The following is a 24,340-nucleotide window of genomic DNA, read 5'->3' as shown; positions in this document are numbered from 1 at the left end:
GAGCTGAAGCAACACCACATCCCAGCCAGAAAGAGCTGAAGCAACACCCTATCCCGGCGAGAAAGGCTTGCCATGCCCGAAGAGCAAAGCGTCCACGCCAGGGATGGCGTGGCCGATCCGCTGGGATGCGGGAATCCTTTGCGATCGGGCATGGCGGGCCTTTCGATCGCAACGGCCTGAAGCGACACCATACCCCGCCGAGAAAAGCCTTTCGATCGCAGCGGCCTCACCGCCGCCACAGGCTACCTTGCACACCGCATAAAAAAACGGCAGGCCGGGTTTCCCCTGACCTGCCGTTTCTGCAACGAACCTCAGCTTATGCCAGACAACTTACTCGTCGTCTTCAGCCGCGTCGTCTTCATCTTCCGCTTCCGGTGCAATCTCTTCATCGTCAGAATCCGCTTCAGGCGCGATATCATCCTCGCCTTCCGCCACGCTGCCGTCGATTGAATCCAGCTCTTCCTCTTCAACCGGCTCGGCGACACGCTGCAATCCGACCACATTCTCATCCTCTGCGGTGCGGATCAGAATCACACCCTGGGTATTACGACCCACGACGCTGACTTCTGAAACGCGGGTACGCACCAGCGTACCGGCATCGGTGATCATCATAATCTGATCGCTATCCACCACCTGAACAGCGCCAATCACCGGACCGTTACGATCGGTCACCTTGATTGAAATCACACCCTGCGTCGCACGCGACTTGGTCGGGTATTCGCTGTTGGCGGTACGCTTGCCGTAACCATTCTGCGTCACGGTAAGAATCGCACCCTCTTCACGCGGCACAATCAGAGAAACTACGCGATCGCCTTCAGCCAGCTTGATACCGCGAACACCTGACGCGGTTCGGCCCATGGCACGCACAGCGCTCTCGGCGAAGCGCACCACTTTACCGGCGGCGGAGAACAGCATCGCTTCGTCATTACCGTTGGTCAGCGCCACACCGATCAGCTCATCGTCGTCACGCAGATTCACGGCAATAATGCCGGCGCTGCGCGGACGGCTGAACTCTTTCAGCGCGGTCTTCTTCACGGTGCCCAGCGCGGTCGCCATAAAGATATTGAAGCCTTCGGTATACTCGCGAACCGGCAGAATCGCCGTAATACGCTCGTTCGCTTCCAGCGGCAGCAGGTTGACGATTGGACGTCCACGCGCACCACGGCTCGCTTCCGGCAGCTGATAAACCTTCATCCAGTAGAGACGGCCACGGCTGGAGAAGCAGAGAATCGTATCGTGGGTATTGGCCACCAGCAGACGATCAATGAAGTCCTCTTCCTTGATGCGTGCCGCTGACTTGCCTTTACCACCACGACGCTGCGCTTCGTAGTCACTCAGCGGCTGATACTTCACATAGCCCTGATGCGACAACGTCACCACCACGTCTTCCTGATTGATCAGGTCTTCGATGTTGATGTCCGCGCTGTTCGCGGTAATCTCGGTGCGACGATCGTCACCAAACTGATCGCGCATCAGCTCCAGCTCTTCGCGGATCACTTCCATCAGACGTTCAGCGCTCGACAGAATCAGCAGCAACCCGGCGATCTGATCCAGCAGCGCTTTATACTCATCCAGCAGCTTCTCGTGCTCAAGGCCGGTCAGTTTCTGCAGACGCAGATCCAGAATCGCCTGAGCCTGCTGCTCGGTCAGGTAGTACTGACCGTCGCGGATGCCAAACTGCGGCTCCAGCCACTCCGGACGGGCGGCGTCATCACCGGCACGCTCCAGCATCGCTGACACGTTACCGAGATCCCACGCCTGCGAAATCAGACCCGCTTTTGCTTCTGCCGGCGTTGGCGCACGGCGGATCAGCTCGATGATCGGATCGATATTCGCCAGCGCAATCGCCAGACCTTCAAGGATATGCGCACGGTCACGGGCTTTACGCAGTTCAAAAATGGTACGGCGCGTCACCACTTCACGACGATGGCGAACAAAGGCTTCCAGAATCTCCTTCAGCGCCATAATCTTCGGCTGACCCTGATGCAGGGCAACCATGTTGATACCAAACGAAGTCTGCAGCTGAGTCAGTGAATAGAGATTATTCAGCACCACTTCGCCGACCGCATCACGCTTAATCTCGATCACGATGCGCATGCCATCTTTGTCAGACTCATCGCGCAGCGCGCTGATGCCTTCGACACGCTTCTCTTTCACCAGCTCTGCAATCTTCTCGATCAGGCGGGCTTTGTTGACCTGATAAGGCAGCTCGTGAATGACGATGGTCTCGCGGCCCGTTTTGGCATCCGCTTCCACTTCGCCACGCGCACGAATATAAATCTTACCGCGTCCGGTGCGGTACGCTTCTTCAATGCCACGGCGGCCGTTGATGATGGCGGCGGTCGGGAAGTCAGGTCCCGGAATGTGCTCCATCAGCCCTTCAATGCTGATGTTCTCATCTTCAATGTAGGCCAGGCAGCCGTTAATCACTTCGCGCAGGTTATGCGGCGGAATATTGGTTGCCATCCCCACGGCGATACCGGAGGAACCGTTAACCAGCAGGTTAGGGATTTTGGTCGGCAGAACTTCAGGGATCTGCTCTGTGCCGTCATAGTTCGGCACAAAATCGACGGTCTCTTTTTCCAGGTCAGCTAACAGATCGTGGGCGATTTTTGACATGCGGACTTCGGTATAACGCATCGCCGCGGCAGAGTCGCCATCGATGGAGCCGAAGTTGCCTTGTCCGTCCACCAGCATGTAACGCAGGGAGAAAGGCTGGGCCATACGTACAATGGTGTCGTAAACGGCGGAATCACCATGCGGGTGATATTTACCGATAACGTCACCGACGACGCGGGCAGATTTTTTATAGGGTTTGTTCCAGTCGTTACCCAGTTCGCTCATCGCAAAGAGTACGCGACGATGCACCGGCTTCAGGCCGTCACGCACATCGGGTAAAGCTCGGCCAACGATGACCGACATGGCGTAATCGAGGTAAGAAGTCTTTAATTCTTCTTCGATATTGACCGGTGTAATTTCTCTCGCAAGGTCGCTCATGGAGCCGCTATCCCTCTACTTAATCCCGGATTTTAAAGGTGCGAAAGTATATCACACTGCAATGCTCTGGTGAACGTTAACCACCGATTTCACCCGCTTTTCCTTGTGCCTGAAAGGTGTGCCATCGGCGGTTAAGCGTTTATACTGTGGGGACATTTTGTCAGGAGTTACGATTCAATGAATGCACAACCGCAGAATCATCAGCAGAACGTCGATGCACAGGAAATTGCCAAGTTTGAGGCCGTTGCCTCGCGCTGGTGGGATCTGGAGGGTGAATTTAAACCGTTGCACCGCATTAACCCGCTTCGCCTGGGCTATATCGCGGAGCACAGCAACGGTTTGTTTGGTAAAACCGTGCTAGACGTCGGCTGCGGCGGCGGCATTTTAGCCGAGAGCATGGCGCGCGAAGGTGCGGTAGTGACCGGACTGGACATGGGAGCGGAACCTCTGGCGGTCGCACGTCTGCATGCCCTTGAGAGCGGCGTCACGCTGGACTACGTGCAGCAGACCGTAGAAGCGCATGCGGAAGAGAATGCTGGAAAATATGATGTGGTGACCTGCATGGAGATGCTGGAGCACGTTCCGGACCCGCGCTCGGTGGTGCACGCCTGTGCGCAGCTGGTTAAGCCGGGCGGCGAGGTCTTCTTCTCCACGCTGAATCGCAATCCCAAAGCCTGGCTGCTGGCGGTGTTCGGCGCAGAATATGTGCTGCGCATGGTGCCACGCGGCACCCATGACGTGAAAAAGTTTATCCGTCCCTCTGAGCTGCTCGGCTGGGTCGATGAGACCACCCTGCGTGAACGTCACATCATTGGCCTGCACTACAACCCGGTGACCAACCGCTTCAAACTGGCACCCGGCACCGACGTCAATTATATGGTGCACACCCACCGCGCCCGCTAAGTCTCTGGCCCGCCTCTTTCTCCGGCGGGCCTTCTCCCCGCGCAGCCGCTCAGACCGCCACACCATTCTCATATCTGCCAGTCACTTAGCTCAGGCTGGCCCTGACAGATTTCACCTGTCCGCCCGCCTTTTCTGCCAGAGCCGCAGAGCGCTAGCGGCTTTTGCGCAATTTTCATCCCTTTTTCTGCGCACATCTGAGGATTGAATAAGAAATACGCGTCCGATCAAATTAACAAAAAAAAGTGTGATCGGGTTGACAGGGTGTCAGGCCTTATAAGGCGTGGGCTAAAAATTTTCGCCAGAATTACAACCCCTCCCGTCATCATTTTTTGCTCTTGTTAACCCGCCGCAAAATACTAAAATATGCCTCCATGTAGTTGCAGGTTTTCCCATCACCCCCTAGATGTTGTGTTTATCCACATATTATTCACAATGAATATGCTGTGTATAAACCGGGATTTCTTTTAATTTTTGGATACTCACGCAAAGGTAAAAACGCGACATGAACCAGAGTCTGCTCGTTACTAAACGCGATGGCCGCCAGGAGCGCATTGATCTCGACAAAATTCACCGTGTGCTGGACTGGGCAGCTGAAGGGCTGAACAACGTCTCAGTGTCACAGGTGGAGCTGCGTTCCCATATTCAGTTCTATGATGGCATCAGGACCTCTGACATTCATGAGACCATCATCAAGGCCGCAGCAGACCTCATCTCTCGCGATGCCCCTGACTATCAGTACCTGGCTGCCCGCCTGGCAATCTTCCACCTGCGCAAAAAGGCGTATGGTCAGTTTGAGCCACCAAAGCTCTATGACCAGGTCGTCAAAATGGTGGACCTCGGCAAATATGACCGCCACCTGCTGGAAGATTACAGCCCGGAAGAGTTTGCACAGATGGACGAGTTCCTCGACCACTGGCGCGACATGAACTTCTCCTATGCTGCCGTGAAGCAGCTGGAAGGCAAATATCTGGTGCAGAACCGCGTCTCCGGTGAAATCTACGAGAGCGCGCAGTTCCTCTACATCCTGGTCGCCGCCTGCCTCTTCTCTGGCTATCCGCGCGACACCCGCATGGATTACATCAGACGTTTCTATGATGCGGTTTCGACCTTTAAGATCTCCCTGCCGACACCTATCATGTCGGGCGTGCGTACCCCGACGCGTCAGTTCAGCTCCTGTGTCCTGATCGAGTGCGGCGACAGCCTGGACTCAATCAACGCCACCTCCAGCGCGATCGTGAAATATGTCTCTCAGCGTGCCGGTATCGGCATCAACGCCGGTCGCATCCGTGCGCTGGGCAGCCCGATCCGCGGCGGTGAAGCGTTCCACACCGGCTGTATCCCGTTCTACAAACATTTCCAGACTGCGGTGAAGTCCTGTTCTCAGGGCGGCGTTCGCGGCGGTGCCGCCACGCTGTTCTACCCGATGTGGCATCTGGAAATCGAAAGTCTGCTGGTGCTGAAAAACAACCGTGGTGTTGAAGGCAACCGCGTGCGCCACATGGACTATGGCGTGCAGCTCAACAAACTGATGTACCAGCGCCTGCTGAAAGGGGAAGAGATTACCCTGTTCAGCCCGTCTGATGTCCCGGGTCTGTATGACGCCTTCTTCGCCGATCAGGATGAGTTTGAGCGCCTTTACACCAAATATGAGCAGGATCAGAGCATCCGCAAACAGCGTGTCAAAGCGGTCGATCTCTTCTCTCTGATGATGCAGGAACGCGCCTCAACCGGCCGTATCTACATTCAGAACGTTGACCACTGCAACACCCACAGCCCGTTTGATGCCAGCATCGCGCCGGTTCGCCAGTCTAACCTCTGCCTGGAGATCGCGCTGCCGACTAAGCCGCTGGAAGATGTGAACGACGAGAACGGTGAAATCGCCCTGTGTACGCTCTCTGCGTTCAACCTGGGTGCCATTGACAGCCTCGACGATCTGGAAGAGCTCGCGACCCTGGCGGTGCGTGCGCTTGACGCCCTGCTCGACTATCAGGATTACCCCATCCCGGCAGCGAAGCGTGGCGCGATGGGTCGTCGTACCCTGGGTATCGGCGTGATCAACTACGCTTACTACCTGGCGAAGCACGGTGTGCGCTACTCCGACGGCAGCGCCAATGGCCTGACGCACAAGACCTTTGAAGCCATTCAGTATTACCTGCTGAAAGCCTCAAACGCGCTGGCGAAAGAGCAAGGTGCCTGCCCGTGGTTCAACGAAACCACCTATGCGCAGGGCATCCTGCCTATCGACACCTACAAGAAAGATCTGGACGCGATCAGCAACGAACCGCTGCATCTCGACTGGGAAAGCCTGCGTGAAGAGATCAAAACTCACGGCCTGCGCAACTCGACGCTGTCAGCGCTGATGCCGTCTGAGACATCGTCACAGATCTCCAATGCCACCAACGGCATTGAGCCGCCACGCGGTCACATCAGCATTAAAGCCTCGAAAGATGGCATCCTGCGTCAGGTGGTGCCGGAGTATGAGCGTCTGAAAGATCAGTATGAGCTGCTGTGGGAAATGCCGAACAACGATGGCTATCTGCAGCTGGTGGGTCTGATGCAGAAATTCATCGACCAGGCGATTTCGTCTAACACCAACTACGATCCATCCCGCTTTGCCAACGGTAAAGTGCCGATGAAGCAACTGCTGAAAGATCTGCTGACGGCGTACAAGTTCGGCGTGAAAACGCTCTACTATCAGAACACCCGTGACGGTGCGGAAGATGCTCAGGATGACCTGGCACCTTCTATCCAGGATGATGGCTGCGAGAGCGGCGCCTGTAAAATCTAATGGCCAGGCGGGAGATTCTCCCGCCTCATTCATTTCACGAGGCCACTTCGCTTCCTCTTTTTTTGGACAACTTTTATGGCTTACTCCACCTTCTCACAGAACAAAAATGATCAGCTGAAAGAGCCGATGTTTTTCGGTCAGTCGGTCAACGTGGCGCGCTTCGACCAGCAGAAATATGACATCTTTGAAAAGCTGATCGAAAAGCAGCTCTCTTTCTTCTGGCGTCCCGAAGAGGTCGACGTGTCCCGCGACCGTATCGACTATCAGGCGCTGCCGGAACATGAAAAGCATATCTTTATCAGCAACCTGAAGTATCAGACGCTGCTGGATTCGATCCAGGGCCGCAGCCCGAACGTCGCGCTGCTGCCACTGATCTCGATCCCTGAGCTGGAAACCTGGATCGAAACCTGGGCCTTCTCCGAGACGATTCACTCCCGTTCTTACACCCACATTATCCGTAATATCGTGAACGATCCGGCGCTGGTGTTTGATGATATCGTCACCAACGAGCAGATTCTGGCGCGCGCTCAGGATATCTCACGCTATTACGACGATCTGATTGAGATGACCAACTACTGGCATCAGCTGGGTGAAGGCACGCATCAGGTCAACGGCAAAACGGTTGTCGTCAGCCTGCGCGCCCTGAAGAAGCAGCTTTATATCTGCCTGATGAGCGTCAATGCGCTGGAAGCCATCCGCTTCTATGTCAGCTTCGCCTGTTCATTCGCCTTCGCAGAGCGTGAGCTGATGGAAGGCAACGCCAAAATCATCAAGCTGATCGCCCGCGATGAAGCGCTGCACCTGACCGGCACCCAGCATATGCTGAACCTGCTGCGCAGCGGTGAAGACGATCCGGAGATGAAAGAGATTGCGGCAGAGTGCCGTGATGAGTGCTTCGAGCTGTTTAAGAAGGCCGCCGAGCAGGAGAAAGAGTGGGCAGACTATCTGTTCAGCGGCGGCTCAATGATCGGCCTGAATAAAGATATTCTCTGCCAGTACATTGAGTACATCACCAATATCCGTATGCAGGCGGTGGGCCTTGATTTGCCGTTCCAGACGCGGTCAAACCCGATTCCGTGGATCAACTCCTGGCTGGTGTCTGACAACGTTCAGGTTGCGCCGCAGGAAGTGGAAGTGAGCTCCTATCTGGTGGGTCAGATTGACTCTGAAGTGGGCGCTAACGACTTCGACGACTTCCAGCTGTAATCATGAGCCGCGACGTTGTTATTCTGCGCAGCTCCGGCACCCGGCTGGAATGCACGGACGAGCACACGAATCTGCTGACGCTGCTGGAAGCCAACAATCTCTGCGTGGAGTTCCAGTGCCGCGAAGGTTACTGCGGCTCCTGCCGGATGCGGCTGCTGAAGGGTGAAGTGCACTACCCGCAGAAGCCGCTGGCCTTTGTGCAGCAGGATGAGATCCTGCCCTGCTGCTGCAAAGCCAAAGGCGAGATTGAGCTTGAGTTGTAACTGAGGTAGCTATCTCTCTGACTGCGACGCTGCCTGAATGCGGGTGAAACTCACCGCAATGGCTAAGTAAAAGCACAGGGAACCCGGTCAGAAAAGGAAAGCGTCCCGCGCCATGGACGGCGCGGGACGAGCTGTCAGGGATGACGCTGTTTGCGTCTTTCCGATCTGACCGGGTTCCCTGCGCAGGCTCGATCTGGCAGCCATCAGGGCTAATCTGGCCAGCAGTCAGAATAAAACGGGCGCCTCAGGCGCCCGTTTTATTTTCCCTGTTCTCACTGTCTGATAGTTTCAACCACATCAATCCAGCCGTGACCGGTGCTGACTTCGCTGCCGTGCAACCAGCGGCGCAGCATGTTCATCGCCATCATTGCCACTACCTTCTGCCGCGTCTCCAGGTTATGACGACCGGTGCTGAATTTCACCCGCTGTCCGACACTGCCTTCCGGAGTATACAGGGCAATCGCTATCTCTTCCTGATCCAGACTGCCGACAGAGAGCGCCAGCGCCGCCTGCTGCTGCGCGGCGAGCTGACCGGTGCGGGCAACCTGCTGCTCAAGCGTCTCAGGACGGGAAGGCAGAATGTCTGCACCGCGCAACGGCACACTGGCAGCAGCCAGTTGCCAGTAGAGCAGTCCGGCGGTGTACTGCTCACTGATCGCCAGCGCTGAACCGCGCTGCGTCAGTTCACGGGCCAGCAGGGCTGGTAACCCTTCGGTGCCTTCAAAAATGGTGCATTCCGCCAGCAGCAGCCGAACCTGCTGCCACGCCTGCTCCATCGCCACACGCTGACTTGCCGGGCCGGTGAGTTTGATCTCGATAATCGGCATGGAGGAGCGATAACCCATCACCACACCCTCGGGCAGCGGCAGCGACTCCAGCTCAGCGGCGATATCGCTTTCGCCGCGACCAAAGGTCGTCAGTCGCAGACAGACCGGCGGCTCGGGCGGCGTAAACTTCGCCTTCAGGCGCGGAATGATCTGCTGCTCCACCATGACTTTAAACTCAGAGGGAACGCCGGGCGTGAAAAACATCCAGCAGCGATTGAGCTGCAGGGCAAAGCCACAGGCGGTGCCGACCGGATTATCAATCAGTTCTGCATTGGCCGGGATCTCGGCCTGCTTGCGATTACTCGCCGCCATCACCCGTCCCCGGCTGGCAAACCAGGCTTCCATCTGCTCCAGCCACCCCTGCTGCATCTCCAGTTCCACGCCACAGGCCTGAGCCGCCGCCAGCGCACTGAGATCGTCACTGGTCGGCCCCAGCCCGCCATTCACGATCAGCACATCCGCCTCGTGACTGCGCGCCTGCAGCGTCGCGATCAGCGAATCGAGAGAATCCCCGACCGTGGTGCGGCTGGTCATCGGCAGGCCGTGCTGAAATAGCACATCCGCCAGCCAGGCCGCGTTGGTATCGACGATTTGGCCATGCAGCACCTCATCCCCGGTTGACAGCATCTCTACTCTGATCACGTCGCATTCTCCTTTTTAACGTTTGCTTTACTTTAGGAACTCCATCAGAGAAACACAATGCGCATTCCCCTCGAGAGCACAGGGCGCTTCAGGCCGGAAAGAGAAAAACGAGGATTTGCGGAGGCGGGCCGTGCGTACAGGAAAAACAAAAACGGCGGGTGAGACCCGCCGTTTAATGACTGTCAGGGCGTCGCGATTATCGACGCGCCAGCAGCAGCCCCAGGATCAGACCGGCGGTAGCGCCGATGCCAACACCCTGCCAGGGTTTTTCGTGCACGTAATCGTCGGCACGGTAAGCGGCCTGTTTTGCACGATAGTAGTAGCTATCGGACGCCTGGCTGACACGTGATTTCACATCGTGCAGCGCCTGTTCGGCTTTGCTTTTAAGCTCGATGTACTTCTGGTCAGCCGGATCACCGGATGCCTTCAGTACTTCTTCCAGCGTTTCCGTCAGTAACGCAATATCGTCATCGAGGCCCGTTTCGAATTGATTTGTCTGGTTTACCATCGTTTCCTCCGTGTGAATTGCAAAGCAGTTCATTAACTATAGCCACAATCTGACGCTCTGCCGATTTCCTGCGCCAGGAATCACCTGATTTTTCATTTGTTAACCGAGCCAGCGTCAGGCAGCGCGCCCTTCCCTGTGCAAAGATGCGTAAGACGCAGCGGCAGAGACGCAATTTCGCTTCGCTTCTTTGATTAATCTGATAAATTTTAACGGAACTGAATTTTCCAGTTACCCTGCTGTCGTACCCCTCTGTTGCCTGTGATTATCGGGCCATGAAAGTGCATTTTGCACGACAGTCACGACACCCTCGAACAGCTAAGGAATGATCTCTGGCATGAATCGAAGAATGTTTATGAAAGCGTCAATGGCCTTCTCCGCCGTCAGCGGCATGACCGGCCTGTCAACGCTGTTTGCGCAATCCGCCTGGGCAGAAGATGGCATTGCTGACGGAACCGCAGTACGCTTCGATTTCGACGTATTGAAGAAAAAAGCGGCCGCGCTGGCGAAGCAACCCTGGGGCGGCGCGCCAGGCGCACTGCCGGAGACACTGGCAACGCTGACGCCGCAGGCGTACAACGAAATTCAGTATGACGCGAATCACTCGCTCTGGAACAACCTGCCCGACCGTCAGCTGGACGTGCAGTTCTTCCACGTCGGCATGGGCTTCAAGCGCCGCATCCGCATGTTCTCGGTTGACAGTGCCAGCCGCGAGGCGCGCGAAATCCACTTCCGTCCTGAACTGTTTAACTATAACGATGCGAAGGTCGATACAAAGCAGCTGGAGGGTAAAACCGACCTGGGCTTCGCCGGTTTCCGCGCCTTTAAGAAACCGGAACTGGCTCGCCGGGATATCGTCTCCTTCCTCGGCGCAAGCTACTTCCGTGCGGTTGACGATACTTACCAGTACGGCCTCTCGGCACGCGGCGTGGCGATCAACACCTTCAGCAACGGTCAGGAAGAGTTCCCCGATTTCACGGCCTTCTGGTTTGAAACGCCAAAGGCGGAAGATACCACCTTTACCTGCTACGCCCTGCTGGATGGCGCGAGCGTCACCGGTGCCTACAAGTTCATCATCCATTGCGAAGAGAAACGCGTGGTGATGGAGGTGGAAAACCACCTGTTTGCCCGCAAAGAGATCCGCCAGATTGGCATCTCGCCCATGACCAGCATGTTCAGCTGCGGCACGAATGAACGCCGCATGTGCAACACCTACCATCCGCAAATCCATGACTCCGATCGCCTGGCGATGTGGACCGGTAAAGGGGAATGGATTGCCCGTCCGCTGAACAATCCGCAGCGACTGCAGTTCAACGCCTATGAAGATGAGAATCCGCGTGGCTTTGGCCTGCTCCAGCTTAATCACGACTTTAAAGATTATCAGGATGTGATTGGCTGGTATGACAAGCGTCCGAGCCTGTGGGTGGAGCCGGTCGGCAAATGGGGCAAAGGTGCGATTAACCTGATGGAGATCCCGACGACCGGCGAAACGCTGGATAACGTGGTCTGCTTCTGGCAACCCGCAGAACCGGTCAAAGCGGGCAGCGAGCTGAACTTCTCCTACAAGCTCTACTGGAGTGGTCTGCCGCCGGTGCGCAGCGGTCTGGCGCGCGTTGACGCCACCCGCACCGGTATCGGCGGTTTCCCGGAAGGCTGGGCGCCTGGCGAACACTTCCCGGAAACCTGGTGCCGCCGCTTCGCCATTGATTTCATCGGGGGTGATTTGCAGGCTGCCGCGCCGAAAGGCATCGAGCCGGTCATTACCGTGTCGTCCGGTAGCGTGAAACAGGTCGAAATTCTGTATGTCGATCCGCTGAAGGGTTATCGCATTCTGTTTGACTGGTATCCGAACAGCGACTCGACCGCGCCGGTCGAGATGCGCCTCTTCCTGCGCACCAAAGAGGAGACGCTGAGCGAAACCTGGCTCTATCAATACTTCCCACCTGCGCCGGATCAGCGGAAATATGTCGATGACCGCCAGATGACGGTCGGCTGATGTAAACAGGCGAGGCTCCGGCCTCGCCTTTTTTATGGCGCGACCTTCAGCATATCGACGTGGGGGATCCCATCTTCCAGATAGACCTCCCCTGTCGCCACAAAACCATGCTGCCCGTAGAAGTTCTCCAGATGCGCCTGCGCAGAGAGAAACAGGTCGCGGCCCGGCCAGTGCTGCTGACAACGGCTGACCGCCTGCTCCATCAGACGACGTCCCAGCTGCGCACCGCGCACCCGATCGGACACGATCACCCTGCCGATTTTTACCGGGCCAGAGGCCTCTTCCGGAGACAGCAGGCGCGCATAGGCCACCAGCTGGTCACCGGCCATCCCCAGCAGATGGCGGTTTTCTGCCTGTAAATCTCTGCCATCCACATCCAGATAGGCGCACTGCTGCTCCACCACAAAGACCTGACTGCGCAGCGCCAGCAGCGCATAGAGTTCGGCGGGCGTGAGTTCACGATGGTGTTTATCGAGCCAGCAAATATCCATGATTTCTCCTGAGAAGGCCGGATGGGTTATAGCGACGAGGTCATAACGTCGCGGTTTACAGATGACAGGTCAATGGCAGACAAAAAAAATCAGGCCCGGAGGCCTGATTCATCAGAGCGTCATTCCGCTTACATCAGCGGCTGAGCCATCATCACCAGTCTGATCAGGGGCTGCGGGTAGACCCCTAACAGCAGCACCAGAATGGCGGAGATCAGCACGACCACACCACCGGCGGTAAACGCCCAGTTTGCTGGCGTATCGCGGGTGTGCAGCTCTGGCGGGCTGAGGTAAAGACTGACCGTGACGCGCAGATAGTAGTAAAGGCCAATCGCACTGCCCGCCACCACGGCACCGGTCAGCCACCACAGGTGGGCACTGACGCCGGAAGCGATGATGTAGAATTTACCGATAAAGCCCAGCGTCATCGGGATACCCGCCAGCGACAGCATCATCACCGTCATCACCGCAGAGAGAATCGGACGATGCCAGAACAGGCCACGGTAGGAGTAGAGCGAGTCCGCATCCGGGCCACGATACGGGCTGGACATCAGACTGACCACACCAAACGCGCCCAGGCTGCTGAACAGGTAGCCGGCCAGATAAACCCCGGACGTTTCCATCGACAGCTCATGATCTTTCACCGCAATCAGCGCCACCAGCAGATAACCCAGGTGGGCGATGGAAGAGTAACCCAGCAGACGCTTGATGTTGCTCTGCGAAATCGCCATCAGGTTACCGAACAGGATCGATACGAAGGCGATCAGGCCCAGTACCGTGCGAACGGCCTCGCTGTCGGTCACCGGCGCATACATGAAGAGACGCATGATGACACCGAAGATGGCGATCTTGCTGGCGGTCGCCAGGAAGGTCGACACCGGCGCGGGCGCACCCTGATAGACATCAGGCGTCCAGAGGTGGAACGGAACCAGCGAAAGTTTGAAGCCCAGACCGATGATCATCATGCCCAGCCCAACCAGCAGCAGGGGCTCCTGAATCATACTGTCGGTTAGACTCTGACCCAGCGCAACGAAGCTCAGGTTACCGGAGTCGGCGTAGATCAGCGCGATACCAAACAGCAGGAACGAGGAGGCCGCCGCGGAAAGAATGGTATATTTCAGCGCCGCTTCCAGCGAACGTTTCTGGCGGAACGCATAGCCAATCAGACCAAACAGCGGCAGCGACAGCAGCTCAATCCCGATGAACAGCGCCGCCAGATGGTTGGCACTGGCCAGCACGATGCCACCCAGGGCCGCAATCAGCACCAGCAGGTAGAACTCATCTTTGTTGTCCGGGAAACCGGCCAGCCACGGATAGGCAAAGGTGCAGGTCGCCAGGCTCGCCAGCATCACCAGCGCGGTGTAAAACATCGAATAGCCATCGACACGCAGCAGCGGCGTGACATCCATTGCGCCGACCTGACCGACAAAATAGAGCGACAGCAGCGCCAGGTTCAGGCCAACGACCGTTAGCGTGGCGTTAACGAAGTGGTTGCGTCGCCAGGCAATGGACAGCATCACAACCACCACCGTCAATCCGACGATTAACAGCGGCAGCAACGCAATCAATTGGTGAGGAGTTATTGTCATGGCGAATTACGGCCTTGTAGTTGAAATTGAAGCGGTAAACCACTGCTGAATATTGCTCATGGCAGCGTGCGAAGTATCCAGAATCGGCTGTGGATAGACGCCCAGCAGCACCAGCAGGACCACCAGAACCCCGATGGTCATGAACTCACGCGGTGACATGCCTGGCAGCGGATCTTTTGATTTCGCTTCGCCGTAGTAGGCGCGCTGCATCATGACCAGCGAGTAAACGGAGGCGAACACCAGACCAAAGGTGGAGATGATGATAATCGTCGGCACCACCTGGAAACTGCCCGTCAGGATCATGAATTCGCCGACGAAGTTACCGGTACCCGGCATCCCCAGGTTGGCGACAGCAAAGAATAGCGACAGGCCCGGAATCCATTTGATGCGTGACCAGAGTCCACCCATCTGACGCATATCACGGGTATGCAGACGCTCATACAGCTGACCACACAGGATGAAGAGCGCGGCAGCCGAGAGCCCGTGCGCAATCATCTGGATCACCGCACCCTGCAGCGCCAGCTGGCTGCCGGTGTAGATAGCAATCAGCACAAAGCCCATGTGTGAAATCGAGGTGTAGGCAATCAGACGCTTGATATCGGTCTGCGAAAACGCCATCCAGGCACCGTAGAAGATCCCGATAATGCCCAGCCACATGGCAACAGGCGCAAACTCCGCCGAGGCGTTCGGGAACAGCGGCAGGCTGAAACGCAGTAAGCCATACGCTGCGGTTTTCAGCAGGATGCCCGCCAGGTCAACAGAACCCGCCGTCGGCGCCTGACTGTGTGCGTCCGGCAGCCAGCCGTGCAGCGGCACCACCGGCATTTTCACCGCGAAAGCGATAAAGAAGCCCAGCATCAGCAGATATTCAACACCGTGTGTCATCGGCGTCTGCAGCAGCTGCTCATAGTTGAACGTCCAGACGCCGGTTGCGTTGAAGTGGACAAACACCAGTCCCAGAATCGCAATCAGCATCACCAGACCTGACGCCTGGGTGTAGATAAAGAACTTGGTTGCAGCGGTAATACGGGTTTTGCCATCGGAGGCTTTATGACCCCAGAGCGCGATGAGGAAATACATCGGCACCAGCATCATTTCCCAGAAGAAGAAGAACAGGAACATATCGATGGAGAGGAACACACCGATGACGCCGCCCAGGATCCACATCAGGTTGAGGTGGAAGAAGCCCTGATACTTTTCAATCTCATTCCAGGAGCAGAGCACCGCCATCAGACCGAGCAGGCCGGTCAGCACCACCATCAGCAGCGACAGACCGTCGATAGCTAAATGGAAGCTGATGCCGAAGCGTGGGATCCACGGAACGGAGAAACTTGACTGCCACTGCGGAATGCCCGCTGCCTGCGTCAGTGAATAGCCTCCCTGCAACCAGAGTTGCAGTGAAAGCGCCAACGTCAGCCCCATGGTGATCAGCGCGATCCAGCGTGGCACCTTCGCGCCGAGGCGCTCGGTCAGCCAGCAGATCAGACCGCCGACGAAGGGTATGATAATTAGCCAAGGTAATAACACGGCACACTTCCCTTTTCTTTGTCTTAGTTCGGGCTATCTTACTGGCCACTTTGCTTCCCGGCAGTGCTCGCAATCTTCACATACTTCAGTATGCTGCGGTTGCTGCGCGCTGGCGGAAACCAAACTGGCTGCGACGATAACGCCCTTGCTCAGGACAATTTTTGACATTCTCAATGGGCAGATTAACTAACCTGCCCCGCTCATCAATCTTTACATCACCAGCAGCAGAGCCAGCACCAGCACGGCACCCACGCTCATTGACGCAACGTACCAGCGCAGGTAGCCATTCTCACTGACGACCAGGCCTTTGTTGGCAATACGTGACAGCAGTGCAGGCAGGTTCATCAGGCCATTCAGTGGGTCGCGCTTCAGCAGCCACGCAATACCCAGGTAAGGTTTGACGAACACTTTATCGTAGAGCCAGTCGAAGCCCCAGGCTGCAAACCACCAGGTGCCGAAGAAACGGCCAGGTGCACTGTTTGCAATCCGGGTGACCAGCTCACGTTTGCCCAGCCACAGCGCGGCAGCGATCAGAATGCCGACAATCGCGACAACGCCTGAGGTGATTTCCAGTCCCACTTTGCCCGCTTCGCCGAACTCACTGGCTGGCAGGACACCCGCCAGCGGTGGCGTGATCAGCGCACCAATAAAGGTGGAGAGCAGCAGCAGCACAATCAGCGGCAGATGATGGGTAATCCCCTTACCGGCATGCGCATGAATTTTCTCTTCGCCGTGGAACACGATAAAGATCATGCGGAAGGTATAGATTGAGGTCAGGAATGCCCCGACCAGTCCGGCCACCATCAGATTGATGTGACCGTTAACCAGTGCGCCAAACAGGATCTCATCTTTACTGTAGAAGCCCGCGGTGACCAGCGGCAGGGCCGCCAGGGCCGCGCCACCCACCAGGAAGCAGGTGTAGACCAGCGGAATACTTTTACGCAGGCCGCCCATTTTGAAGATGTTCTGCTCATGATGGCAGGCCAGAATGACCGAACCAGAGGAGAGGAACAGTAACGCTTTAAAGAAGGCGTGCGTCATCAGATGGAAAATCGCCGCATCCCACGCCTGAACACCGAGTGCCAGGAACATGTAGCCAATCTGGCTCATGGTGGAGTAAGCGAGCACGCGTTTGATATCGGTCTGTACCAGCGCAGCAAAGCCCGCCAGCACCAGGGTAATCGCCCCGACAATCCCTACCAGATGCAGCACTTCCGGCGTCAGCAGGAACAGACCGTGGCTACGGGCAATCAGGTAGACGCCCGCGGTGACCATGGTCGCGGCGTGGATCAGTGCTGAAACCGGTGTCGGACCGGCCATGGCGTCTGCCAGCCAGGTCTGCAACGGCAGCTGAGCCGATTTACCGACCGCACCACCCAGCAGCATCAGGGTTGCCCACTGCAGCATATGATTGTCTGCGGCAAAGTGCGCCGGTGCCAGCGCCATCATCTCACGGAAGTTCAGCGTGCCCAGCTCGTTGTAGAGGATGAACAGACCGAATGCCAGGAAGACGTCGCCCACGCGGGTGATGATGAACGCTTTCATCGCCGCTTTGCCATTTTCCGGATTGCTGTAGTAGAAACCGATCAGCAGATAGGAGCAGAGGCCTACCCCTTCCCAGCCCAGATACATCAGCATCAGGTTATCGGCCAGCACCAGAACCACCATGCTGGCGATAAACAGGTTGGTGTAGGCGAAGAAGCGGGAGTAGCCCTCTTCACCCCGCATGTACCAGGAGGCGAACATGTGAATGAAGAAACCCACACCGGTTACCACAGACAGCATCGTCAGCGACAGGCCATCCAGCGCCAGGTTCACCTTCATGTCGAAGTTGCCGACATGCATCCAGGTCCAGAGCGACTGGGTATAAGCCTGCTGACCGTTAGCGAAGAAGTCGAAACCGATCATCGCTGTGGTCAGGGCCGCCAGGCCTACCGATCCCATACCAATCGTGGCCGACAGGTTCTCTGACCAGCGACCGCGGGAAAACGCTAACAGCAGAAAGCCGATTAGCGGAAACAAGACAGTTAAATTGAGAAGATTCATCCGCGCATCTCGCTCACAGTATCAATGTTCAGCGTCTGACGACGACGATAGAGCTGAAGCAGCAGCGCCAGACCAATACTGGCTTCCGCTGCTGCCAGGCTGATAGCCAGGATATACATCACCTGTCCGTCGGCCTGACCCCAATAGCTCCCGGCAACCACCAGGGCTAACGCGGCGGCGTTGATCATGATTTCCAGGCCGATCAGCATAAACAGCAGATTGCGGCGGATAACCAGCGACGTGAGTCCAAGGACAAACAGCACGGCAGCCAGAATCAATCCATGTTGTAACGGGATCATGCGCTCTCCTTTTTCGCCTGTGCGGCGTCAGCAGGACGGTTGCTCAGGACTTCACCCTGGCGCTCTTCACGACCGATATGGAAGGCCACGACCAGACCGGCCAGCAGCAACATCGACGCCAGCTCTACCGCGAGGACGTACGGACCAAACAGGCTGATACCGACCGCTTTAGCGTCGATGATCGTGCCGTCAATACCCTGGTCATTAGCGGTCAGGATGGCGTAGACCATCACCACCAGCAGCAGCAGCGACACCAGGCCCGGACCGATCCAGAGTGAGGGGCTGAGCCACTCACGCTCCTGTTTCTGCGTCTGTTTGCCCAGGTTCAGCATCATCACAACGAAGACGAAGAGCACCATAATTGCGCCGGCATAGACGATGATCTCCAGCGCACCCGCAAAATAGGCTCCCATTGAGAAGAAGACGCCGGCGATCGATAACAGCGAAACGATCAGGTACAGCAACGCATGTACCGGATTGGTGTGGGTAATGACGCGCAACGTCGTCAGCACCGCCACCAGTCCGCAAAGATAAAACGCAAATTCCATGCCTTGCTCCTTAAGGTAATAAGCCTTTGACGTCGATTGGCTTCGCTTCGTTTTCCGCTTCGCCTTTATCTTTACCGTCAATCGCCATACCTGCCATGCGGTAGAAGTTGTACTCCGGATATTTACCCGGTCCCGAAATCAGCAGATCGTCCTTTTCATACACCAGATCCTGACGCTTAAACTCGCCCAGTTCAAAATCGGGCGTCAGCTGAATCGCGGTGGTCGGACAGGCTTCTTCACACATGCCGCAGAAGATGCAGCGTGAGAAGTTGATGCGGAAGAACTCCGGATACCAGCGGCCATCTTTGGTTTCCGCTTTCTGCAGCGAAATACAGCCCACCGGACAGGCAACCGCACACAGGTTACAGGCCACGCAACGCTCTGCCCCATCCGGATCGCGCGTTAACACGATACGGCCGCGATAGCGAGGTGGCAGATAAACCGGCTCTTCCGGGTACATCTGCGTTTCACGTTTGGCAAAGGCGTGCAGCCCTATCAGCCAGATACTGCGAACTGTCGTGCCAAAACCGACGACAATATCTTTCAAAGTCATTTGTTAACCCCTTACGACGCTGTGTAGAGAATCACTGCGGCAGTCGCCAGCAGGTTCAGCAGCGTCAACGGCAGACACACTTTCCAGCCGAATGACAGCACCTGGTCGTAGCGTGGGCGCGGAAGCGCGGCGCGGATCAGGATGAACATCATCATAAAGAACGCCGTTTTCAGGGCGAACCAGATGAACGGCGGCAGGAAGGGTCCATGCCAGCCACCAAAGAACAGCGTAACGATCAGGGCGGAGACCGTGGTAATCGCCACATATTCGCCGACGAAGAACAGGCCGAACTTCATCCCGGCGTATTCGATGTGATAACCGTCAGCCAGTTCCTGTTCCGCTTCTGGCTGGTCAAAGGGATGACGGTGACACACCGCCACACCTGCAATACAGAAGGTCACAAAACCGAAGAACTGAGGGATGATGTTCCAGAGATGCGTCTGGCTGTTGACGATGTCGTTCATATTGAACGAGCCCGCCTGCGCCACTACGCCCATCAGCGACAGCCCCAGAAACACTTCATAGCTCAGGGTCTGCGCCGAGGCGCGCATCGCGCCCAGCAAGGAGTATTTGTTGTTACTCGACCAGCCGGCAAACAGCACCGCATAGACCGCCAGACCTGCCATCATCAGGAAGAAGAGCAGACCGATGTTCAGGTCGGTCACCATCCAGGTCGGTGAAACCGGCACGATAGCAAAGGCCAGCAGCAGCGAAACAAAGGCGATAACCGGTGCCAGAGTAAAGATAAAGCGGTCGGTAAACGGCGGGACCCAGTCCTCTTTAAAGAACATTTTGATCATGTCCGCCACCAGCTGCAGTGACCCGCCCCAGCCTACGCGGTTCGGTCCGTAACGGTTCTGGAACAGGCCGAGCAGACGACGCTCGGCGAAGCTCATGAACGCGCCGCAGGCCACGACCACCAGCAGAATGACGATGGCTTTAACAATGGCCAGCAGAATGTCGATAACGTCCGGTGTTAACCAGCTCATTGCGCCGCCTCCTGCAGAGTGTCGATTTTACCGTTCGCCAGGAACGGCGGAACGCCCGGCATGCCCAGCGGCAGACCAATCTGTCCCGCCTGCAGTGACGCCGAGAAACGCACCGGCAGACGCACGGTCTCACCGGCACAGCTGAACTCGACGGCTGCGCCATCGTTGACGCCCAGCTTCGCCGCATCGTCCGGGTTGATCACCAGAGCAGGCTGCGCCATACGCTGCTGGAAAACCGGGGAACGCTGCGACATCTCCTCACTACCAAACAGCTGGTAGCACGGCGCCACACGCCACTGCCCTTCACTGACAAAGGCGTGAGGGACACGGGTAAACCAGGGTAGCTGACCGGCGCTGGCTTCAAACAAGCGCACGCCCGGATCGCCATGACGCAGTTTGCCGCCCACTTCGGCCTGGAATTTGTTCCACGCCTGAGGGGAGTTCCAGCCCGGTGCCCAGGCAAACGGGATCTGAGAACGCGGGGCCGACGGCTGGTTGTTCCCTTCCATCGAGAAGGCAAACATCGTGTCCTGATCCTGCGGCTGACGCGGTTCGTGGACGCTGATGTTGGCGCGCGCGGCGGTACGACCACTCGCACGGATCGGCGAACGTGACAGTTTCTGGCCCCGGATACGGAAGCTGGCGTCAGGCGCCGCCTCTTTGATGCCGGCCAGCTGCGGCAGACGGGTAACCACGGCATCGATAACGTGATCGAGCTGGGTCCAGTCCACGTGACGGCTTTCCAGGGTGCTGTGCAGCGAGTGCAGCCAGCGCCAGCTCTCCAGCATCACGACGCTGTTGTCGTAATAAGCGGGATCGTAAACCTGGAAGAAACGCTGCGCGCGGCCTTCATGGTTAACAGAGGTACCATCGCTTTCGGCGAAGCTCGCAGTCGATAAGACCAGACCCGCCTTCTCCACGGTCGCGGTGCGCTGATGATCCACCACGATCACGTTCGTGGTCTGAGCCAGCGCCGCATCCACCAGCGCTTTGGGCGCATGGCGATAGAGATCGTTTTCCAGCACCACCAACGCATCGGCTTCACCGCCTGACAGCTGCTCCAGCGCGTGCTCCAGTGGATTGCCGCCGATCAGGCCAAGTCCGACACTGTTGGCGTGGCCGGCCAGCAAGGTAATGCCGACATCGGCGCCGCGGGCCTTCAGGGCTTTGGCGACGTTTGCGGCGGCTTCAATCATGGCGCTGCTGCCGGAATGGGTACCGGAGATGATTAATGGCTTTTTCGCGCCCGCCAGTGCCTGAACCACTACATCCATTCTGGCGCTGAGTGCGCTGTCGAAATCGGTCACCGCAGGCGCAGATTCATCCAGCGCACTGGCGATGGCGAAACCGAGACGCGCCTGATCGTCAACCGGCGCACGATAGCTCCATGCGGCTATATCATCCAGACGGGTTTCATCAACGTGGGTGACAAACAGCGGATGTTTCGCATGCTGACCGATGTTCAGGATCGCGGCGATCTGCCAGTCTGCTACCTTCTGTGCCGCGGCCATATCACGCGCTTTGCCTTTCACCGCCTGACGGACGGAGAGCGCCACACGTGCGCCGACCTGGGTCAGGTCTTCACCCAGCACCAGCACCGCATCGTAGCTTTCAATCTCACGCAGCGAAGGGGTGTAAATCCCCCCCTCACGCAGCACTTTCAGCATCAGTTCAAGCCGGGCCTGCTCAGCTGCCGGTATACCGGTTGAGAAGTTCTCCGCCCCAACCAGTTCACGCAGGGCAAAGTTACTTTCAACGCTGGCGCGCGGTGAGCCGATACCGATCACTTTCTTCGCCTGGCGCAGCAAATCAGCCCCGGCGTTGACCGCCTGCTCGGCGTTCAGCGTCACCCAGTCGTTGCCACGCAGCAGCATTGGCTGACGCGGACGATCTTTACGGTTCACATAGCCATAGCCAAAGCGGCCACGGTCACAGAGGAAGTAGTGGTTAACGGTGCCGTTGTAACGGTTTTCGATACGGCGCAACTCACCATAACGTTCACCCGGGCTGGTGTTACAGCCCACGCTGCACTGCTGGCAGATGCTCGGCGCGAACTGCATATCCCATTTACGGTTATAGCGTTCGGAGTGCGTTTTGTCGGTGAACACGCCGGTCGGGCAGATTTCGACCAGGTTACCGGAGAATTCGCTTTCCAGCGTGCCATCCTCCGGGCGACCGAAGTAGACGTTGTCATGTGCGCCGTAGACGCCCAGATCTTTGCCATCGGCATAATCTTTGTAGTAACGCACGCAGCGATAGCAGGCGATACAGCGGTTCATCTCGTGCGAGATGAAGGGGCCGAGATCCTGATTACGGTGGGTGCGCTTGGTGAAGCGATAGCGGCGGAAGCTGTGGCCGGTCATCACTGTCATATCCTGCAGGTGACAGTTACCGCCCTCTTCACACACCGGACAGTCGTGTGGGTGGTTGGTCATCAGCCACTCCACCACGCTTTCGCGGAACTCTTTCGCTTCGCCATCGTCGATGGAGATAAATGTGCCGTCAGAGGCCGGCGTCATGCAGGACATGACGAGACGACCACGGGTATCTTCGGCATTCTGGAATTGCTTTACCGCACACTGGCGGCAGGCCCCGACGCTTCCCAGCGCCGGATGCCAGCAAAAGTAAGGAATATCAAGGCCCAGAGAGAGACACGCCTGTAGCAGGTTGTCCGCTCCGTTCACATCATACTCTTTACCGTCTACATGAATTGTAGCCATAGTGACATGCTTCCGTAAGGCTCGTCAGAGACGAGCGTTAATCATATTCTTGCCCCGACGCACGACATTGTCGGGGCGGCGGCACCAGGCCTGTTCCGTGTGCGGCGGCGAATTACCAGCGCGCTTTCAGCAGGTTTGGCTGGATCCCGCCAATGGAGCGGGTATTGCCAAAGACCTGCGGCGCCATGCCGGCTTCAAACTCTTCACGGAAATATTTAATCGCACTCTGCAGCGGCTCGACCGCGCCCGGGGCATGCGCACAGAAGGTTTTACCCGGACCGAGCTGACGGCAGAGTTGCAGCAGGGTTTCGATATCCCCTGGCTGCCCCTGCTTCTGCTCCAGCGCGCGCAGAATTTTTACGCTCCACGGCAGACCGTCACGGCATGGCGTACACCAGCCGCACGACTCACGGGCAAAGAACTCTTCCAGGTTGCGAACCAGCGAGACCATATTGATTTCGTGGTCGACGGCCATCGCCAGGGCGGTGCCCAGTCGGCTGCCTGCTTTGCCGATGCTGGCAAATTCCATCGGCAGATCCAGATGCTGGTCTGTCAGGAAGTCGGTGCCTGCGCCACCGGGCTGCCAGGCTTTGAACTTCAGCCCGTCGCGCATGCCGCCCGCGTAATCTTCAAGGATTTCACGCGCGGTAATGCCAAATGGCAGTTCCCAGACGCCAGGATTTTTAACCCGCCCGGAGAAGCCCATCATTTTGGTACCGGCATCTTCACTTTTTGAGATGCTCTTGTACCACTCCACGCCGTTGGCCAGGATCGCCGGGACGTTAGAGAGGGTTTCCACGTTGTTCACGCAGGTCGGCTTGCCCCACGCACCGGCACTCGCCGGGAAGGGCGGTTTGGAACGCGGGTTAGCACGGCGGCCTTCCAGGGAGTTAATCAGCGCCGTCTCTTCGCCGCAGATATAACGTCCTGCGCCGGTGTGGACGATCAGCTCAAAGTCGAAGCCGGTGCCAAGAATATTTTTGCCGAGAAAGCCCGCTTCGGTCGCTTCGGCAATCGCGCGGCGCAGATGCACCGCTGCTTCAATATATTCACCACGCAGGAAGATATAGCCACGGTAAGCCTTGAGAGCGAAGGCGCTGATCAGCATCCCCTCGACCAGCTGGTGCGGCATCTGCTCCATCAGCAGGCGGTCTTTATAGGTGCCCGGCTCCATCTCATCGGCGTTACACAGCAGGTAACGGATGTTCATCGACTCATCTTTCGGCATCAGGCTCCACTTCAGCCCGGTCGAGAAGCCTGCACCGCCGCGCCCTTTCAGGCCGGAATCTTTGACTGCCGCGACGATCTCATCCTGCGACATGGTTTTCAGCGCTTTTTCCGCACCGGCATAGCCGTTTTTGCTGCGGTATTCGTCCAGCCAGACCGGCTGCTTGTCGTCGCGCATCCGCCAGGTCAGCGGGTGAGTTTCAGCAGTACGAATGATCTGTTTGATT

Annotated in this window: 18 protein-coding genes; 5 read left to right on the top strand and 13 right to left on the bottom strand. The window is 57.3% G+C overall.

Features of this window, described 5'->3' with window-relative positions; translation table 11 throughout:
- Nucleotides 1-330 precede the first annotated feature (330 nt).
- On the bottom strand, nt 331-2,997 hold the full coding sequence (gene gyrA, locus F3I47_RS08425) for a DNA topoisomerase (ATP-hydrolyzing) subunit A (protein WP_111207499.1): 2,667 nt from the start codon (nt 2,995-2,997) through the stop codon (nt 331-333).
- Nucleotides 2,998-3,174: 177 nt separating this feature from the next.
- On the opposite strand from gyrA, the gene ubiG reads away from it, so the two are divergent.
- The 4 genes from ubiG to yfaE all read left to right on the top strand — a co-directional run bounded on the left by ubiG (nt 3,175) and on the right by yfaE (nt 8,157).
- Complete coding sequence (ubiG, locus tag F3I47_RS08420) at nt 3,175-3,900, top strand: bifunctional 2-polyprenyl-6-hydroxyphenol methylase/3-demethylubiquinol 3-O-methyltransferase UbiG (RefSeq protein WP_009089062.1); 726 nt, start codon at nt 3,175-3,177, stop codon at nt 3,898-3,900.
- A gap of 502 nt (nt 3,901-4,402) precedes the next feature.
- Nucleotides 4,403-6,688 carry a class 1a ribonucleoside-diphosphate reductase subunit alpha gene (gene nrdA, locus F3I47_RS08415; protein ID WP_009089060.1) on the top strand — a complete coding sequence of 762 codons (2,286 nt, stop codon included), beginning with the start codon at nt 4,403-4,405 and terminating at the stop codon, nt 6,686-6,688.
- A 75-nt stretch (nt 6,689-6,763) separates the two neighbouring features.
- On the top strand, nt 6,764-7,894 hold the full coding sequence (gene nrdB, locus F3I47_RS08410; RefSeq protein ID WP_009089058.1) for a class Ia ribonucleoside-diphosphate reductase subunit beta: 1,131 nt from the start codon (nt 6,764-6,766) through the stop codon (nt 7,892-7,894).
- A 2-nt stretch (nt 7,895-7,896) separates the two neighbouring features.
- Complete coding sequence (gene yfaE, locus F3I47_RS08405) at nt 7,897-8,157, top strand: class I ribonucleotide reductase maintenance protein YfaE (RefSeq protein WP_009089055.1); 261 nt, start codon at nt 7,897-7,899, stop codon at nt 8,155-8,157.
- Between the two features lie 272 nt (nt 8,158-8,429).
- Here the strand turns inward: yfaE and F3I47_RS08400 are convergent, their stop codons facing one another.
- Both F3I47_RS08400 and elaB read right to left on the bottom strand, forming a co-directional pair.
- Nucleotides 8,430-9,626 carry a nicotinamide mononucleotide deamidase-related protein YfaY gene (locus F3I47_RS08400; RefSeq protein WP_150028886.1) on the bottom strand — a complete coding sequence of 399 codons (1,197 nt, stop codon included), beginning with the start codon at nt 9,624-9,626 and terminating at the stop codon, nt 8,430-8,432.
- Nucleotides 9,627-9,822: 196 nt separating this feature from the next.
- The gene (elaB, locus tag F3I47_RS08395) at nt 9,823-10,134 is read right to left on the bottom strand and encodes a stress response protein ElaB (RefSeq protein WP_009089050.1); all 312 of its coding nucleotides are present in this window, start codon (nt 10,132-10,134) and stop codon (nt 9,823-9,825) included.
- 334 nt (nt 10,135-10,468) lie between these two features.
- On the opposite strand from elaB, the gene F3I47_RS08390 reads away from it, so the two are divergent.
- The gene (locus tag F3I47_RS08390) at nt 10,469-12,127 is read left to right on the top strand and encodes a glucan biosynthesis protein D (RefSeq protein WP_033736167.1); all 1,659 of its coding nucleotides are present in this window, start codon (nt 10,469-10,471) and stop codon (nt 12,125-12,127) included.
- Nucleotides 12,128-12,159: 32 nt separating this feature from the next.
- Here F3I47_RS08390 and F3I47_RS08385 read toward each other — a convergent pair whose 3' ends face one another.
- From F3I47_RS08385 to nuoF, 10 genes are all read right to left on the bottom strand, one after another.
- Nucleotides 12,160-12,618 (bottom strand): GNAT family N-acetyltransferase, encoded by a 459-nt coding sequence (locus F3I47_RS08385; protein ID WP_058957787.1) that lies wholly within the window; start codon nt 12,616-12,618, stop codon nt 12,160-12,162.
- A gap of 128 nt (nt 12,619-12,746) precedes the next feature.
- A complete protein-coding gene (gene nuoN / locus F3I47_RS08380; RefSeq protein WP_150028887.1) occupies nt 12,747-14,204 on the bottom strand; it encodes an NADH-quinone oxidoreductase subunit NuoN in 1,458 nt (485 codons plus the stop codon).
- Nucleotides 14,205-14,210: 6 nt separating this feature from the next.
- Entirely contained in the window at nt 14,211-15,731 is a 1,521-nt protein-coding gene (gene nuoM, locus F3I47_RS08375; protein WP_009089040.1) for an NADH-quinone oxidoreductase subunit M, read from the bottom strand.
- A 210-nt stretch (nt 15,732-15,941) separates the two neighbouring features.
- Nucleotides 15,942-17,777 carry an NADH-quinone oxidoreductase subunit L gene (gene nuoL / locus F3I47_RS08370; protein WP_150028888.1) on the bottom strand — a complete coding sequence of 612 codons (1,836 nt, stop codon included), beginning with the start codon at nt 17,775-17,777 and terminating at the stop codon, nt 15,942-15,944.
- The gene (gene nuoK / locus F3I47_RS08365; RefSeq protein WP_003854236.1) at nt 17,774-18,076 is read right to left on the bottom strand and encodes an NADH-quinone oxidoreductase subunit NuoK; all 303 of its coding nucleotides are present in this window, start codon (nt 18,074-18,076) and stop codon (nt 17,774-17,776) included. The genes nuoL and nuoK overlap by 4 nt, the downstream gene beginning before the upstream one ends.
- Nucleotides 18,073-18,624 carry an NADH-quinone oxidoreductase subunit J gene (nuoJ, locus tag F3I47_RS08360; RefSeq protein ID WP_009089036.1) on the bottom strand — a complete coding sequence of 184 codons (552 nt, stop codon included), beginning with the start codon at nt 18,622-18,624 and terminating at the stop codon, nt 18,073-18,075. The genes nuoK and nuoJ overlap by 4 nt, the downstream gene beginning before the upstream one ends.
- A 10-nt stretch (nt 18,625-18,634) precedes the next feature.
- Nucleotides 18,635-19,177, bottom strand: coding sequence for an NADH-quinone oxidoreductase subunit NuoI (nuoI, locus tag F3I47_RS08355; RefSeq protein WP_009089021.1), 543 nt, complete (start codon nt 19,175-19,177; stop codon nt 18,635-18,637).
- Between the two features lie 11 nt (nt 19,178-19,188).
- Entirely contained in the window at nt 19,189-20,166 is a 978-nt protein-coding gene (nuoH, locus tag F3I47_RS08350) for an NADH-quinone oxidoreductase subunit NuoH (RefSeq protein ID WP_009089020.1), read from the bottom strand.
- Complete coding sequence (gene nuoG / locus F3I47_RS08345) at nt 20,163-22,886, bottom strand: NADH-quinone oxidoreductase subunit NuoG (protein WP_150028889.1); 2,724 nt, start codon at nt 22,884-22,886, stop codon at nt 20,163-20,165. Before nuoG ends, nuoH begins: the two co-directional genes overlap by 4 nt.
- A 112-nt stretch (nt 22,887-22,998) precedes the next feature.
- On the bottom strand, nt 22,999-24,339 hold the full coding sequence (gene nuoF, locus F3I47_RS08340) for an NADH-quinone oxidoreductase subunit NuoF (protein ID WP_181161926.1): 1,341 nt from the start codon (nt 24,337-24,339) through the stop codon (nt 22,999-23,001).
- Nucleotide 24,340 lies beyond the last annotated feature (1 nt).

This window comes from Pantoea sp. M_10, assembly GCF_008631515.1.
GTDB lineage: Bacteria > Pseudomonadota > Gammaproteobacteria > Enterobacterales > Enterobacteriaceae > Pantoea > Pantoea anthophila.
This window is presented reverse-complemented; position numbering and strand designations above follow the sequence as displayed.

Excerpts from the sequence above, each read along its gene's own strand:
- nuoH (WP_009089020.1), bottom strand. The coding sequence starts at position 20,166 with ATGAGCTGGTTAACACCGGACGTTATCGACATTCTGCTGGCCATTGTT.
- F3I47_RS08385 (WP_058957787.1), bottom strand. The coding sequence starts at position 12,618 with ATGGATATTTGCTGGCTCGATAAACACCATCGTGAACTCACGCCCGCC.
- nrdA (WP_009089060.1), top strand. The coding sequence starts at position 4,403 with ATGAACCAGAGTCTGCTCGTTACTAAACGCGATGGCCGCCAGGAGCGC.
- ubiG (WP_009089062.1), top strand. The coding sequence starts at position 3,175 with ATGAATGCACAACCGCAGAATCATCAGCAGAACGTCGATGCACAGGAA.
- nuoJ (WP_009089036.1), bottom strand. The coding sequence starts at position 18,624 with ATGGAATTTGCGTTTTATCTTTGCGGACTGGTGGCGGTGCTGACGACG.
- nuoK (WP_003854236.1), bottom strand. The coding sequence starts at position 18,076 with ATGATCCCGTTACAACATGGATTGATTCTGGCTGCCGTGCTGTTTGTC.
- gyrA (WP_111207499.1), bottom strand. The coding sequence starts at position 2,997 with ATGAGCGACCTTGCGAGAGAAATTACACCGGTCAATATCGAAGAAGAA.
- nuoL (WP_150028888.1), bottom strand. The coding sequence starts at position 17,777 with ATGAATCTTCTCAATTTAACTGTCTTGTTTCCGCTAATCGGCTTTCTG.
- nrdB (WP_009089058.1), top strand. The coding sequence starts at position 6,764 with ATGGCTTACTCCACCTTCTCACAGAACAAAAATGATCAGCTGAAAGAG.
- nuoN (WP_150028887.1), bottom strand. The coding sequence starts at position 14,204 with ATGACAATAACTCCTCACCAATTGATTGCGTTGCTGCCGCTGTTAATC.
- F3I47_RS08390 (WP_033736167.1), top strand. The coding sequence starts at position 10,469 with ATGAATCGAAGAATGTTTATGAAAGCGTCAATGGCCTTCTCCGCCGTC.
- yfaE (WP_009089055.1), top strand. The coding sequence starts at position 7,897 with ATGAGCCGCGACGTTGTTATTCTGCGCAGCTCCGGCACCCGGCTGGAA.
- nuoG (WP_150028889.1), bottom strand. The coding sequence starts at position 22,886 with ATGGCTACAATTCATGTAGACGGTAAAGAGTATGATGTGAACGGAGCG.
- nuoI (WP_009089021.1), bottom strand. The coding sequence starts at position 19,177 with ATGACTTTGAAAGATATTGTCGTCGGTTTTGGCACGACAGTTCGCAGT.
- elaB (WP_009089050.1), bottom strand. The coding sequence starts at position 10,134 with ATGGTAAACCAGACAAATCAATTCGAAACGGGCCTCGATGACGATATT.